This window comes from Chitinophaga sp. XS-30 (assembly GCF_008086345.1).
Classification (GTDB): Bacteria; Bacteroidota; Bacteroidia; order Chitinophagales; family Chitinophagaceae; genus Chitinophaga.
Genome location: NZ_CP043006.1, coordinates 6,061,754 through 6,077,056 on the forward strand (window position 1 = coordinate 6,061,754; position 15,303 = coordinate 6,077,056).

A 15,303-nucleotide genomic window follows, 5' to 3' on the forward strand; every position below is an offset into this window, starting at 1 on the left:
ATCAGGCTAAATGATATTCGGAGAGGTTCATGATATATTTATACATTTCCCGCAGATGCGTCAGCACGATGTTCCGGTTCATCATATTCGAAGTATCCGCTTTATAGGCGTTCCAGGCGTTGGTCCAGTAATAATCCTGCTCCTGTCCCTGCAGGAGTATCTGATCTTTGAGAAAAGCCTTTGTATTCTCTGAAACCCCCATCCTGTACAGTATTTCCAGCGAGTCATTCACGAGGGCCACGGGGTCCTGGGGATTATCGAGCTGGTCTGCGAACAGGATCGGGTCGATCTGCAGCGTCTGGCCGTTGCGGGTATAACCGGTAGTGATCATCTGGTCCACCAGCATGTTCCGTTTGGGCAGGGTATCTGTATTGATCCACAGCTCATGGAACTGGGGCGCAAGATAATAGGCGTCCCATCCGGATACGCCGGGAGGATCGCCGATGTTCTGCTGCTGCGTACTGGCAGCGGCCTGCAACGCGCTCCACTGGCCGTATGCGGCCGGATAATCCGCAGCGGTAGCCAGCGGCACACCGAATTCCCTGCAAAGGCCTACGGTAAAATCCACCGGGCTTTTGATGAGGCAGGACATGTTCAGCGGATCATAAAAATGCTCGCTCTTCAGCAAGGCTTCCAGCAGCGGCTTGATCTCGTAATTGCTGCTGCGGAAGATCTCCGCCAGCGGTGTGATCACATTGGCTTCGGCGGCGGCGTCTATTTCGTAGTAAATGAAGAACTGGTAGAATCTGCGGCAGATGAATTTGGCCACTTCCTGCTGCTGGAAGATGATGCCCAGCATATCATCCAGCTCCGTAGTGCCTGCTTCCCCGGTTTTCCCCGTGATCACGCGGTTGGAGAACCAGCTGGAAAACTGCTTGTTCTCGATGTCGTGCATCGTGGGATCGAAGTAGGAAGAGATGTTCACTTTATCGATGCGGTAACCGGTGAGCACTCTTGCCCCGGCACGCACATCTTCTTCGGTGTACAGGGATTCGGGGCCTTTGCCGCAGGTGAACAGCTCCAGCAACTCGCGGGAATAGTTCTCATCCGCTGCGCTTTTTTCGTTCAGGTACCCGTTGAGGTACACCAGCATGGCAGGGTCCAGCGTTACCGCTTTCGTCATCGCCCTGAAGTTGCCCAGTGCGTGACTGCGCAGCATGGCGTTATGCTTGTACATGAAACGGGCATCCTGTATGGTCTGTGTTTCGGTAGCGAAGTGATTATGCCAGAAGAGTACCAGCTTTTCATGCATGGTCCTTTCCTGGTTGAGCATGAGGCCGGTCCACCAGGCCTTATAGGAAGCGCGGCGTTTATCGTTCAGCTCTTCGTCTCCTTCGGGAGCCAGCACCCAGGGCGCTCCGGCCGGTACGCCGGTAGGATCGATATAGGCGCCAACGTTATAATTATTGACAGGAGGAGCGGGATCAACGGAATTGGGTTGCAGCAGTGCATCCACGGCGTCTTCCATCGTCATGCCTTCGAAATGCCTGATATCTGCGGGCGCGGCGCCGAACATGGCGCGTTTCAGCAAATGCACGACCTGCGCCTTGCCCCATTCTCCGGTATATGGGCTGATGCCGGTACGGGTACGGCCATAGTTCACTTTCACCGTTTTCTTGCGGGAAGGGGCTAGTGTTAAGAAGTCTCTACGATCCATTGTGATACGGTTATGACTTTAAGGTTTGTGTCAAGCTGTTACCTGGTTGATATCTTACAACGATAATAACATTACAGGGCATTTCAGGCAAAAGCCGGTTTTCCAGGAAGCAAATTAGTAAAAAGTTTAATTCAATTATATTATTTTATATGAAATGTCGTTGTCGGCGGTTTATCAGGGGGTTAGGCAGGGCTGTTTGAAAAAAAGGGGCGCGTCAGCCTTGCGACGCACCCCAAAATTGCTGATTATCAGAAGTTGACCTCTTAAGCGAGATTTTCGATGACGCCTGCAATGCCCTGTCCACCACCTACGCAGGCGGTGACGATGCCGTACTTCTTCTTCAGGCGCTGCATGTCGTTGAGCAACTGGATGGTGAGTTTGGCGCCGGTGCATCCGAGGGGATGGCCGAGCGCAATGGCTCCGCCGTTGATATTCACGGCTTCCGGGTCCAGCCCCAGTTCGCGGATCACGGCGATGGACTGGGAAGCGAATGCTTCGTTCAGTTCCACCAGGTCGATATCCTTGAGGGACTTTCCGGCGATCTTCAGGGCTTTGGGCACGGCGGCAATGGGACCTACGCCCATGATGCGGGGATGTACGCCCGCGGATACGCAGGATACCAGCCGCCCGATCGGCTGAAGGTTCAGCTCTTTCATCATCCGTTCACTCATCACTACCACAAAGGCGGCGCCATCACTGGTCTGTGAGGAATTACCGGCGGTTACTGATCCTCCGGCGGCAAATACGGGCCGCAATTTGGCCAGCGCTTCGGGAGAGGTGTCTGCCCGCGGCCCTTCATCCGTATCCACGGTGAAGGTGCGCGTATCTTTCTTCCCCTTTTCATTGAGATATACTTCTTCTACCGATATCGGCAGAATACCCTGTTTAAAATATCCTTTGCTGATGGCGTTGATGGCCCGTTGGTGGGACTGGTACGCAAAACTGTCCTGCTCCTCGCGGCTCACTTTAAACTCCTTTGCCACGGCTTCCGCCGTGAGGCCCATGCTGAGGTAATAGTCCGGCGTAACGCTGGTCACATTATAGTTCGGCACGGTTTTCCAGCCGGCTACCGGCACCAGGCTCATGCTTTCCGTACCGCCTGCAATGATGCATTCCGCCTGCCCCGTCCGTATCTTGGCCGTTGCAATGGCAATGGTCTCCAGGCCGGAGGCGCAATACCGGTTAACGGTCATGCCCGGTACATCAATGCCCAATGCGCGCACGGAGATCATCCTCCCGATCTGCAAACCCTGCTCCGCTTCCGGCACGGCATTCCCTACAATAAGGTCATCCACCCGCTGCGGTTCCAGCTGCGGGATGGTCTTCAGCAAACCGGTGATCACATCCACGGCCAGATCATCCGGCCGGTAAAAGCGGAACCCGCCCCTTTTCGATTTCGTTACTGCCGTCCGGTATCCTGCCACTATATAAGCATCCTGCATGGTTCTGTCATTTGGTGTTGATCAAATTTAAGGAATTTCATTACTTCTACCTTATCATAACACAACCAATTGATTTGTAATACACTACAGGGTTTCCGAAGTCCCGTCCGGCAGTCCTTGTTATTTTTCAGCTGATCTGACACCCGTCTACCGGATCATTCAACCTGCACTCGTTATTTTCTAGCTGATCTGACACCCATCTACCGGATCATTCAACCTGCAGTCCTCGTCATTTTTCCCCTGATCCGTTCAACAATTCCAGTATCCCTTCATTCCTGATGATCATCATCCCCTGCCGGTCTTCCGTAATACCCGCCTGCAACCTGTAAGTATATCGCGGATGCACGCCTTCCATGATGGTGGGCATAAAAGCAAACCGGATATTGTCATATTCCTTCAATGCCTCCCCTACTTCTATGATATGGGTGGAAACAATAAACAAACATTCCCTGTAACCGGAAAAACCTTCTGTTACGGCCAGCGTTCCGTCATATGCATCCTTTACATTCGTGCCTTTGAATAACTCGTCAAACATCAACAGCAGCTTTTTCCCGCTGGCAGCTGCCAGCGCGGCCTGTTTTACCCGCACTACCTCCGCGTAAAAATGGCTGTACCCCAGCCCGATATTATCCGCCACATTGATAGAGGAATACAGGCCTTCCCGTACTGAAAATTCCATCTTCGTTGCGGCGACGGGAAAGCCCATATGCGCCAGGTAAAACCCGATGCCTATCGATTTCATCAGCGTGGATTTACCGGCCATATTGGCCCCGGTAAGGAACAGCACATTGGCGCTCTGCTGCATCGTGACATCGTTGCCTACACCATGAGCGAGGCAAGGATGAGAAAGGTTCCTGGCGGAAAGCACATTCGCTTCAGCAGGCAGCGCCACCGCATAACCAAAGTTCTTTTCAGCGGCTACCCCGCTGACAGCGATGTACACATCCGTTTCATAAATGAAGGCCAATACGGCTTCCATTTTCGTCCGGAGCTTTCCCTTGAGCAAATAGTCGTAATACGACAAGGTTTTTACGGGGATGGACCGGTATATGTCCATATCGGCCAGCTGCCCTGCATGGCTGTCTTCCAGGATGCCCTGTATGGCCGCGACATTTGCGGCATAAGGTCCCGGCACATTGCGGAGCGTTCTTGCAAAGGCCCGGCATTTGTTCAGGGTGATGATCGTAGCATGCATCCGCTGGATCATTTCCTTGTACCTTTCATCTCTCGTGAGCGATGCCAGCGATTTTTTGACGAATATACCGGCCAGGGTGAGCGCGGCGCTTTTGCTCCCGCCGGCATCCAGGTACTCGTGCATCAGGGTCACCTGCTGCGCATCAAAGGGAAAAGCAAGCCCCGCCTGCTGAAAAAAATGGAATATCCTGCTGCGGTTGTTGATGTCTTCACTATTGCCCAGCGGGTGGCGGAACATTTTATCGAGCAACTGCTCTCCACCGCGTGTTTTCGTGCGATTAAACAAATGATATACGGAACCCTGACGGAATTTGCCCATCAGGTTCAGTTCATCAAGGGTTTGTTTGTCTATATTAAAACTCATATGCTGATCAGTATTAGCGTATCTTATTCAGTTTTCCCCTTCGTTTATCACCCGTTCGCCGGCTTTGCGTTCTGCCTGTTCGCCCCCGTTTGCATCCCCTCCCGGAGTATGTCCAGTATCCCTTCATTCCTGATGATGATCATGCCGTGCCGGTCGTCCGTAATACCGCGCTCCAGCTTATACGTGTACGTGGGTTTATGGCCGTTCATTTTAGTGGGCATATACAGAAAAGCGATGTTCTGCAGCTGTTGCAGCGCTTCCCCTGCCTCCACAATATGGGAGGAGACGATGAATATGCTGTTGCGCTTTCCGGCAAATCCTTTGATAACGGCTACGGTAGCTTCATGCGCATCTTTTACATTGGTGCCGCGGAACAATTCATCAAAAAGGATGAACAGCGATTTGCCGCTGCTTAATTCGGTGGCCATTTTTTTCACCCTTGTTACTTCCGCATAAAAATGGCTGGCCCCGATACCCAGGTTATCCGGCAGGTTGATGGTGGTGTAGATGCCGTCCATGACCGAAAATTCCATGGCGGTTGCCGCTACGGGAAATCCCATGTGCGCCACATACAAGGCTGAGCTGATGGCGCGGAGGAAAGTGGATTTGCCGGCCATATTGGCGCCGGTCAGAAATATGACGTTGGATGAAGGGTCGATGGAAATGTTATTGCCTACAGGCTGCTCCAGTCCCGGATAGTACACGCCTTCCAGGGTAAGCAGGCACTGCCCTTTATCCAGTGCGCGCGGAAAAACGAACTTTCTTTCGATCGCTGTTTGTGCCACGGACATATATACGTCCAGCGCATAGATGTACTTCAGCAGTTTTCCGATCTTGTTCCTTTCACTATTCCGGAACAATGCATCATAGGCCGTAATGGCCGCATAGGAAGGTTTTTCCTTTTCCGGCAAGCGAAGGACCGGCTCAAATGCGGGATATGACAGGAGATTGACGATGCTGTTGTACTCCGTTGAATAAGGCGCTATTTTCCCCAGATCACTGTTCTCCATAAACGCCTTTGTTATCCTGACAAGGTCAATTATCCCGGTAACGCCGTTCTGTATTTCCTTTTCGCCCAATGCTGACCGGCTGTTTGTTGTGCCGGTGGCATCCGTACCATTCAACAGGTATTTCTCCACCACATCAAATAATGACCCGTTGTATGGAAAAGGAATATTCAGCCGGGCAAAGTTGGCTATGATGCTGCTGCGCCGGTTAATTTCTTCCTTGTCTGACAATGGGTTGCGGAACATTTCTTCCAGCAGGGACTCGCCGCCGCGGGTATGGGTGCGGTTGTAGATATCATAAATGCTGCTGGTGTCATGCCTGCCAAAAATCCCTAAATCGCCAATGGTCTGTTCATCTGTATGCAAAGCCATCTTGTCGTTTTTTTAAGTAAGCCCCCGCCGGGGGATAAACCAATATACTACCCTGAACGCTTTAACGCAGCGCCTGCTTATTTTCTTTTTCTCCTGATGAGCAATATCGTCCCCAACAAGAGAATGATGCCCGGCAGTACCCATACGTAAATGATCTTCAGCACAGCTGCGAATTTCCCTCCTATCAGCAGCAGGTTGTCTTTGGCCGGCGCCCGGGGCGTGTAAATAGGAAATCTGTTCTCATCCAGCCAGCTGTAGATAGAGGTGGTAAAATAGGAATTATACCTTCTCAGGTTGCTGGCAAAATCCGCATCGCTGCAAACCACGATGCGCTGTTCTTTCCCGGCTATCTTCCGGGTCAGTTGTATAGCGGTAGGAAAGCTGGCTTTTATGTCACCCTCCTGCGGGCTGAATACCGGGGCGGTGGAATCGACGACCAGCGCACCCATTTTCAACCAGGTCCTTTGTTCCAGCGTATGCGCCAGTTGCTGCACCGCAAATCCGCTGTCGGTCGTATAGGCAATGCCGGTAACGCCGGGCATCAGCATAGCCAGTGTGTCTCTTCCGAAAAAGTTCAGCGTGGGGTCCGCTTCCTTTTCTTTCCGCAGGTTCCTTATTGCCAGCAGCATATTGTCATCGGACAGGTTGATGCCGGTTTCGGTCACAATAGGCGATACCATGTGCGGCATCTCGTTCTCGCTGACCTGTACAATGTTACCCGGCAGCAGCCGGACTCCCAGCGGTTTCAGCACAGGATTCAGCACCGCCTGTTTTTGGGGCTCTCCCATGATGAACATATTGCCGCCCTTGTCTATATACTTCCTGATCTTGTCCAGCGCAACGGGACTCAGCTCCCTTTTGGGATCGGCCAGCACCAGGATCGAAACGTCTGCCGGAATATCATGATCGTCCAGCGAAACCGTATCGATATTAAACCCGCTGTTGATCAGCGAATGCCGGTTGGTTTTATCCGATGTCATGAATTCATACTCCCTTTCTCCGGATTTATAAGCAGATCGCTCTAGGTTGCCGGTGACATATACTGCTTTGGGCAGATCTGCCTGCAGCAACCGTTTGAACGAGGCGGACACATTCGTTTCGTTCGGCCAGAATTCCGTATCCGGGAAAGTCCGCAGAAACTCCATACGCCCTTTGTATTTGAGCAGCATGATCGTTTTCAGGTTTTCAGGCTTCAGGTCAATTACTTTCCGCATTTCCTCCGGAGACATAAAATCCGCTATATCCACGCCGTACAGGTCGGCTATCCTTTCGGCGATCTCTTTGGTGGTCTTGTTCGGGAATCTTTGATGCAGGGACGGGCCCATCAGCTTTTCATCATAATCATAATAATATTTGTAGCTGAATTTGATATCAGGTTTGAAGCGCACGTATTTTTCCCACAGATAGTTCAGGTACACATTCCGTTGCTCGGGGAGCGCATTTGTGGCAGCGGTCTCCAGGAGATTTGCGCACAACACCACTTCCAGCGGCTCATCCCGCCCCAGCTCTTTGATGACCGCTTGTATGCGTGGATGTATGGTATTCGCGTCATTGGAAGTAGCGTCCCAGTACAGGGTGTAACGCGGCCGTGAGCTGACATACCCGATGGCCAGTGCTATAGCCAGCACGGTGAGATATTGGGACGCTCTGACATACCAGCGTTTCGACTCCCGTCCGGACCGGAGCTTGATCAGCGTAAAGCTCACGAACATACCGATCACCACCAGGAAGTATATGATATCCTTTGTTGTGATCAGCCCCAGCAACATCTTATCCGTCCGGCCCATCAGGGAAAGGAACCAGGTCAGGTCGCGGATAAAATCATATTTCTGCCAAAGCCCGCTGATATACGTGAGCACCAGGATGATCGAAAAAGTACTGATGGCGGACACGATCTGGTAAGTGGTAAGACTGCTCATGAAAAGCCCGATGGCCGAGTAAGCGCATATCAGCAGGAAGAACCCGAGGGTAGCGGAAAGCAGCACCCCGTATTCGATATTATTGGTGATAAAAGCCGCGGTGACCATGAAAATACCCACAATACATAACAGCAGCAGGTTATACATGATCACGGCCAGGTATTTTCCCAAAACGATCTGCCGGATGGTAACGGGTGAAGAGTATAACAGCTTGATGGTGCCGTTGTTGATCTCCCTGCTGACGATCCCCATCGTGAGCAGCGGAACGAACAGGTACAAATTCCGCAGTATGTGCGAGAACAGGGCACCGGGATCAGTGAACAATATGCGGGTGAAGGAGTTCTGTCCTCCCCAGTTCCTGAAATTGGGATCGCTCTCCCTGAATATGTCCTGTGCATGGGCAATGGGATACAGGAGGCTGGAATACACGATGGCGCATTGCACCAGGAATACGATCATTAAAAACCAGGCAACCGGGGAGTAAAAAAGATTGCGCAGTTCATTCTTTGTTATCTTGAAGATGATGTTCATGTAGAAAAATTTGAAATCAAAAATGCGGTCAATTCGCGCGGCCTTATGAATTGGAGGAAAGCTGTTTGAAGGTGTCGTCCAGCAGCCTTTTTTCAAGGCTCAGCTCTCTCAGGCGCCAGTTGTGCTGTACGCTGGCAGCCACCAGCCGTTCGGATATTCCCAGGTCGCCGTCAAAATCAACCCGCAGTTCTTTCTGGCTTAAAAATGTTACCCCTGTAACGCCCTGCATACCCAGCAGCGCTTCTTTGGAAGGCGGGTTTTCCATCTTCAGGATAATGCTCTGCGGCTGCAGGTAATTGTCAAAAGCATCCATGGTGTCTGCAAATACGATCCTCCCGGATGCGATCATGATGATGTCCTTGCAAAGCAGGTTAATTTCTGAAAGGATGTGTGAGGAGAGCAGCACGGCATGGTCCCGGGCGATTTCCTTGATCAGCTTCCTGGCTTCCAGCAGCTGGTTGGGATCCAGCCCGTTGGTGGGTTCGTCCATCACCACCAGCCTGGGCTTGTGAATAATGGCCTGCGCAATGCCTACACGCTGCCGGTATCCCCCCGAAAGGTTTTTCAGCAGGCGGCTGCTGAAATGGGCAATGCCGCAACGCTCTTTTGCTTCCGTTACGGCGGACCTGATCTTGTCCTTCTCTATGAATCGCAGCTGGGCACAATAGGTCAGGTACTCATCGATGGTCAGGTCCAGATAAAGCGGCGGATTTTGCGGCAGGAAGCCGATATTTTTCTTGGCGTCCTCGGGCTGTGCGTTCAGGTCAATTCCATTGAGATACACTTTCCCCGCTGTTTGATTGAGCACCCCGCAGATAATGTTCATGGTGGTGGACTTGCCCGCGCCGTTAGAACCGAGAAGGCCGGTGATACCAGTCTGTCCGATCTCGATATTGATATCCCTGATAGCCCAGGAGCTGGAATATTTGTGCGATAACCCCTCGGTCCTTAAAATACTGTTCATGAATTTTCAGTTTAAATATGCTTGTTGTCAATGGCGGTTTTAGTATGGCATGCTTTAGTGGTTCCTGACGATGAATGCGGCGGGCGGTGAATCGGTTGAACCCGGCACGCCGCGAAAGACCAGCGTAAAGTTGCGGTGACGCCAAAGGTTGGCAGCTCCGCTTGTGCCGGGATTATTGATGTTACTCATCGCAGCGGTAGCCAGGAGACTGCCGTCCGATGCATTCCGGAATTCAAAGACATATTGTTGTACGGAAGCATCAGCCGGATATCTTGTAAACGCCGTGATATTTTTATACGCCAGGTCAGCCGCTTCGCTGCCATCGGCCTGCCCGGCGAGATTGACATCAACGGCCGCCTTCTCCCCGGAGAGATTGATGAAGCGTATGCCCATGCTGCTGTCGCCTGCCGGAAAATGGAGGGGGGAATCCCTCACCAGCAAAGTATCCGGCACTTCTTTCGTTCCTGATACGAACAGGCTTCCCATAGTACCCGCAGGCAGGTCAAACAATAAGTTGAGCATGGAATGATCTGCCCAGGTATAGATCGGGTTGGCGGTATTTATTTCCCGCAGGTTCACGATCTGCTTCCCGCCATTAAGGCCGAAGGCCAGCGCGGTATTCCGGTCAACTATCTGTCCTACGCCCCCGCCGGTGAAAAGAATGGAATCTTCTTCGTTGAAATTGACGATGAGGGGAGTTGTCAGCGTATTGACAATGGTCAGCGACACTGCTCCGGGCGGCACCGGCGTTTTGGAACAGGAGCCCAGCAGGCCGGTCCCAAAAAAAAGGCAAAGACCTAATATGGCGGAAGGAAAGGACTTTTCTGTTTTTTTCATGCGATTAATTTTGATAGCCACTATTTTGAATGATTCCGGCCCCGTTGAGGACGCTTTCCAGCGGGAGCGGGTAAAGGAGCTGATAGTCCCCTACCCATGGTTGCTTTATGGGAATGGCCGAAAGCACTTCCGGTGCTTTTCCTGTCCGCTTGAGATTGAACCACCGGTGCCCCCATTCGCAGAACATCTCCGTCTGCCATTCCTTTGCAACCGCATCCAGCAGTTCCGTTTCAGACAGTGTTTCCGGCAGATCATCCAATCCTGACCGGGACCTCAGGGCATTCAGATCGGCAATGGCCGCTATTGCCCCGCCCGGTGCGCCGTGCGCTCTGGCTTCGGCACGTATCAGGTATTGTTCCGCCAACCGGAGCAGCATATAATATTCTGTCGCAGGGGCGCCGACAACACGGTTCAATGCCCCTGTTTTGTATTTGGCAGGATAGTAGTAATAGAACCCTGGGAAACCGGTGCTGTCCACCCATTTTGCCCTGCGCTGATCACCCGGCTCAAAGGCCCCCAGTAGCTGTTCAGAGAGGTAGGTTACCACAAAGGACGGTGCAATGGGCAATAAATTATATCCTTCCAGGGTAGCGTTGCCGGCCAGTCCGTCATTGATGTTTTGTTCCAGCTGCCATATGGCTTCTTTGCTATCGGTTAAAAATGCCCTGTTCAGATCGTCTTCCAGGTCAAATTCACTGGTGTTCCCGATCACTTTGGTGGCCTCCGCGGCGGCATTGTCGTAGTCCTGCAAAAACAGGTACGCTCTTGCCAGCAGGGCGGTGGCTCCCCACATGTTGACCCGTATGCGTTTTCCGTTGCTGGCCGAATAATCTGCAACCAGGCCGGTCTGCGCATCTTTCAGGTCCTGGATGATCTGCCGGTACACTTCCTCCACCGGGGTGCGGGACATTGCCGCTACTTTAAGCGGGTCCGCCACCAGTACCAAAGGAACATCGCCAAAGAAATTGACCAGGTAGAAATAACAGAAAGCCCTGATGCATTTTGCCTCGGCGGTCAGCTGCTTTCGCGTGCTGTCTGAAAGCCGTGAAGATGTGGAGCCTGCCACACCGTCTATCACCGCATTGGCGCCGTAAATAGTAGCATACAGCGTTTTCCATACCGCACTGGATTCTGCGCTCCCGTCGCGGGTGATCTTATTGGTATTGATGTGAACGATGGGAGCATCCAGCCCGATGAACATCGATACCAGCTCATCGGAGGAAAGGCCTCCCAGCCTGGAGGTAAGGCCGTTCGCGAAATTGTCCGTACCCGGAGATACGCCGATCATGCTGACGTATATGCCGGCCATGGCTGAGTTGGCCTGCTCATCGGTACTGAATACCTGCTCAGCGGTAACCTGGGTTACCGGCGGAGGCACCGTCAATAATTTCCTGCAGGAGATGCAGCACAGCAACACCAGAATGGCGGATACGGCCGGAAGCACATTTGACCTGCGCAGCAGCGGATACTGCCGCTGTTGTGTATAGGAATGGGGAGTAGGTAGCAAAGTCCGTTTCATAAATGACTTTTTAAGTTTAAAGGCTTACTTGCAGATTTAAAACATACACCTTGACAGGCGGCATTCCGCCAAAATTCTGCGTTTCGGGATCAAGTCCCTTGTAGCGGGTAATGGTGAAAATATTCTGCGCATTGATGCCGATCCCGCAATCTTTCACCCCTATCTTCTTTATCCAGGTTTCCGGCAAACGATAGGAGAGCGATACATTGCTGAGGCGGATGAAGGAAGCATCTGTAAAACTGCCGTCTGACCGTCCGAAATTGCTGCTGTTCTGGTTGCTCGTTGTGGTGAATGCGGGAAAAGCGCTGACATCACCCGGCTTCTTCCAGTTCTTCTGATACACTTCCAGCGGCAGGTTCTGGTTGAACTGACCATATGTGCCTATGGATTGCATCGCATTTCTTCCCATCTGCTTCCTGAAGCTGACATGCGCGCCAAAGTTTACCTGCTTATACCGGTAACTGGTGATCAGCCCCCCTAAATATTTTGGAGCCATATCCACAGTGACGTAGGTATCAGGATCGTGCGGTCCGATTCCGCCCGATATTACACCGTTCTTATCCCGGTCTTCCAATACATAACTGCCGGAAAGCGGATCTACGCCCAGATAATGAAGCAGATACTGGACTGTAAGCGGCTGGCCGATCTCAAACTTGCTGGCATAGGGAGAAGAGGCCAGACCCGGGAAAGACAGCAGGATATTTTTGTTTGTACTGATGTTGAAGCCGGCGGACCAGGACATATCCTTCCTGTCTATCAGCTGAGCATTGATCACACCTTCCCAGCCGCTGTTCTGTATGGTTGCCGGCAGGTTGGTGATTATGCTATTGAATCCCGTAAACTCAGGAAGCGGATAGCTTGTTATCTGGTTGCCGGTGCGATTGCGGTAATACGAAACGGAGAATGTCACATCATTGTTCCAAAGACCTATTTCCAACGCTCCTTCCAGTTTTTTGTTTACTTCCCAGTAGTAATCCTGGTTGGGCGGATTCTGCGGGATATAAGGTAAAATGCCGTTGTAGAAAGGATAGGGTTGCGTCACCGATGCCGATGAGCCCCATAAGGAAAGATACTGGTATGCTCCTCCTCCGGCAGTGCCTGTTGTGCCGTAGCTGCCCCGGAATTTAATGAGGCTGATATACGAAGGGAGTGCTTCATCCACCCATTCCTCTTCAGATGCGATCCACGCGATGCCAACGGAGCCGAAATCCCCGAACTGCCTGCCCGGCCCGAAATTGGAGTTCCCGTCCCGGCGGCCATTCAGGTTGACCAGGTACCTGTTCTTCAAATTATAACTGATACGGGCAAACGCTCCCACGTATTTGGAGTAGGCATATTCATCCCCCGGCCTGTCGATGACCGGGGCGTTTACAATAGAGCCCAGCAGGTTGTCATCTGTGTACCCGCTTCCGGATAATGCGGTGGCAACACCGGAGGAAGAGGTCAACGTAGCACCCAGCAACAGATCAACGGAGGCTTTACCCAGCAGGAAATGATAATTCGCCTGCGGCTCTATGTTCCAGCCGGTCACCTTGTTGGTATTAAAACTGGCATACCCGATGGGAGACCGGTAAGGGTTCTGCGACTTTATGGGGTTGAAAAAATTGTTGGAATTATGGGTGAAGGTGTAGCCAAAGAGCGTATTGAAAGAAAATCCTTTAAATGGTCTGTAACCGAGACTGAAGCTCGAGGTCAGCGCATTCGTCTTCTGGGGATTCGATTCCAGCATGGTGCCGAACGGGAACAGGTCCAGCGCACCATTGGCATTCCATTCAGCCCAGTTCAGGTTACCTTTCTCATCAAAAATAGCGGGCGCATTCGGCGCAAGCCTTGCATTTCCGGCCGCGTTAACAACGTCCACATAACTGTAGGCGTAGTTCGTGGAGAAGTTGACCGAGAACCGCTGGTCCCTCGTATTGTGCGTCAACCCGAATGCCATCGTTCCCTGTTGTGTAGACCCGGAAACCGCTGTAATGTCGGTAATACGGGAATAGTTGGCATTGATGTTGAATGTGGTTTGCTGATCGCCGCCGGAGATACCCATGGACAAAGCGGTATTACTGCCGGTGCCTCCCCATAATGCCTTTTGCCAGTTCGTGTAACGGTCCTGGTCCCAAAGCAGCAGGTCCGGGGAATTGGTTGTTGTGGGTGCAAGTCCGTCATTCCGCAGGGCTTCCCGGCGCGCCTCCAGGTATTGCGGGGTATTGAGCATATCCCAGAAACGGGTGACCCGCTGTACCCCTTGCCGCAAGGTAAAATTGAATCTTGCAGGCCCGGGTTTCCCTCTTTTGGTGGAGATCAGTATCACGCCATTGGTGCCCCTTGATCCGTAAATAGCCGTGGCATCGGCATCTTTGAGCACCTCAATGCTCTCGATGTCTCCCGGGTTGATATTGAATAAAGGGCTCTGACCGCCGGTGAAGCTGTTGCCATATAATATCCCTTTCTGACCGGTTACACTTACCGGTACACCATCGATAATATACAACGGCTCCGTGTTCAGGGAAAAAGTATTTACCCCCCTGATAGATACGTTCACCGGAGCGCTGGCATATCCGCTGGTTTGGGTAATAACGAGGCCAGGCACCCTGCCCTGCAGCGCCAGCAAAGGATTGGCCACAGGCTGCGTTGCTATCTCTTTGGAAGATATCCTGCTGATATTGCCGGTGGAAAGCCGCCGGCTTGTTTTGCCATAACCCTGCAGCACCACCTGGTCCAGCAGATTGGTGGCTTCGGACATCTGCACATATACGGTGGCGCGGCCGCCCACGGGGACCTCTTCGGTGGCATATCCCACCATACGGCAGACAAGGATGTCATCAGCCAGCACATCATTCAGATTGAACTCTCCTTTTTTGTCCGTGATCACTCCTCTTCCCGAACGTTTTACAATAACGTTCACATTGTCCATCCCTTCGCCCCGGCCGTTTATGACCACACCCCGGACAACCATCTGCGCGTCGTCCAGCTCCTTTTTATCGGGCACCGTATCCGGCTGGTTGTCCTCCACAATGATAATAGCATTGCCGATCAATTTGCCGGTAAGCCGCAGCCCCTTGAAGCAATGTTTCATCACCTCCGCAATTCCCGCATTCCTGACGGTAAAAGTAACGCTGATGGATTTTATCTTCTTCGCGATCTCATCATTATAAAAAGCGGTGTACCCGGTTTGCTTTTTAATTTCCTTGAATACTTCTTCAAGCCGCTGATTTTTTACTGATAATGTCACGCTCTTTGTTTGTTCCTGAGCAAAAACATCACAGTGCTGCGATAAGCAGGCGGCAAGTAACAGAACGACCGTAAGTCTCATTTGCCTGGTTTTAATTTTGGTTGCATAATCCGGGCCCGGGAAGTTCCCGATCCGGATATTCGCTGAATAAATGTTGCGTGTTGCTTTAAAAGCGGTGGTTTGGCTGATCTTTAACTGATATCACATGTTTCCCGAGCTGATATGCCACTGGCGCCGTGGTACAGCTCAGATACTGAAATATTTCCCG

At 51.9% G+C, this 15,303-nt stretch carries 9 protein-coding genes; all 9 read right to left on the reverse strand.

Annotated elements, in window-relative coordinates; translation table 11 throughout:
- Position 1 precedes the first annotated feature (1 nt).
- A complete protein-coding gene (locus FW415_RS24440) occupies positions 2 to 1,657 on the reverse strand; it encodes a DUF1800 family protein (protein ID WP_148389703.1) in 1,656 nt (551 codons plus the stop codon).
- Positions 1,658 to 1,920: 263 nt separating this feature from the next.
- Positions 1,921 to 3,099, reverse strand: coding sequence for an acetyl-CoA C-acyltransferase (locus FW415_RS24445; protein ID WP_148389704.1), 1,179 nt, complete (start codon positions 3,097 to 3,099; stop codon positions 1,921 to 1,923).
- A gap of 229 nt (positions 3,100 to 3,328) precedes the next feature.
- The gene (locus FW415_RS24450; protein ID WP_148389705.1) at positions 3,329 to 4,657 is read right to left on the reverse strand and encodes a DNA mismatch repair protein; all 1,329 of its coding nucleotides are present in this window, start codon (positions 4,655 to 4,657) and stop codon (positions 3,329 to 3,331) included.
- 47 nt (positions 4,658 to 4,704) lie between these two features.
- Positions 4,705 to 6,036, reverse strand: coding sequence for a DNA mismatch repair protein (locus FW415_RS24455; RefSeq protein ID WP_148389706.1), 1,332 nt, complete (start codon positions 6,034 to 6,036; stop codon positions 4,705 to 4,707).
- A 77-nt stretch (positions 6,037 to 6,113) separates the two neighbouring features.
- On the reverse strand, positions 6,114 to 8,486 hold the full coding sequence (locus FW415_RS24460) for a Gldg family protein (protein ID WP_148389707.1): 2,373 nt from the start codon (positions 8,484 to 8,486) through the stop codon (positions 6,114 to 6,116).
- A gap of 43 nt (positions 8,487 to 8,529) precedes the next feature.
- Positions 8,530 to 9,450 carry an ABC transporter ATP-binding protein gene (locus FW415_RS24465; protein WP_148389708.1) on the reverse strand — a complete coding sequence of 307 codons (921 nt, stop codon included), beginning with the start codon at positions 9,448 to 9,450 and terminating at the stop codon, positions 8,530 to 8,532.
- A gap of 54 nt (positions 9,451 to 9,504) precedes the next feature.
- Positions 9,505 to 10,287, reverse strand: coding sequence for a DUF4397 domain-containing protein (locus FW415_RS24470; protein WP_148389709.1), 783 nt, complete (start codon positions 10,285 to 10,287; stop codon positions 9,505 to 9,507).
- 4 nt (positions 10,288 to 10,291) lie between these two features.
- Positions 10,292 to 11,806, reverse strand: a complete 1,515-nt coding sequence (locus FW415_RS24475) for a RagB/SusD family nutrient uptake outer membrane protein (RefSeq protein WP_148389710.1) — start codon at positions 11,804 to 11,806, stop codon at positions 10,292 to 10,294.
- A 16-nt stretch (positions 11,807 to 11,822) separates the two neighbouring features.
- On the reverse strand, positions 11,823 to 15,035 hold the full coding sequence (locus FW415_RS24480; protein ID WP_168208967.1) for a SusC/RagA family TonB-linked outer membrane protein: 3,213 nt from the start codon (positions 15,033 to 15,035) through the stop codon (positions 11,823 to 11,825).
- Positions 15,036 to 15,303: the final 268 nt, after the last annotated feature.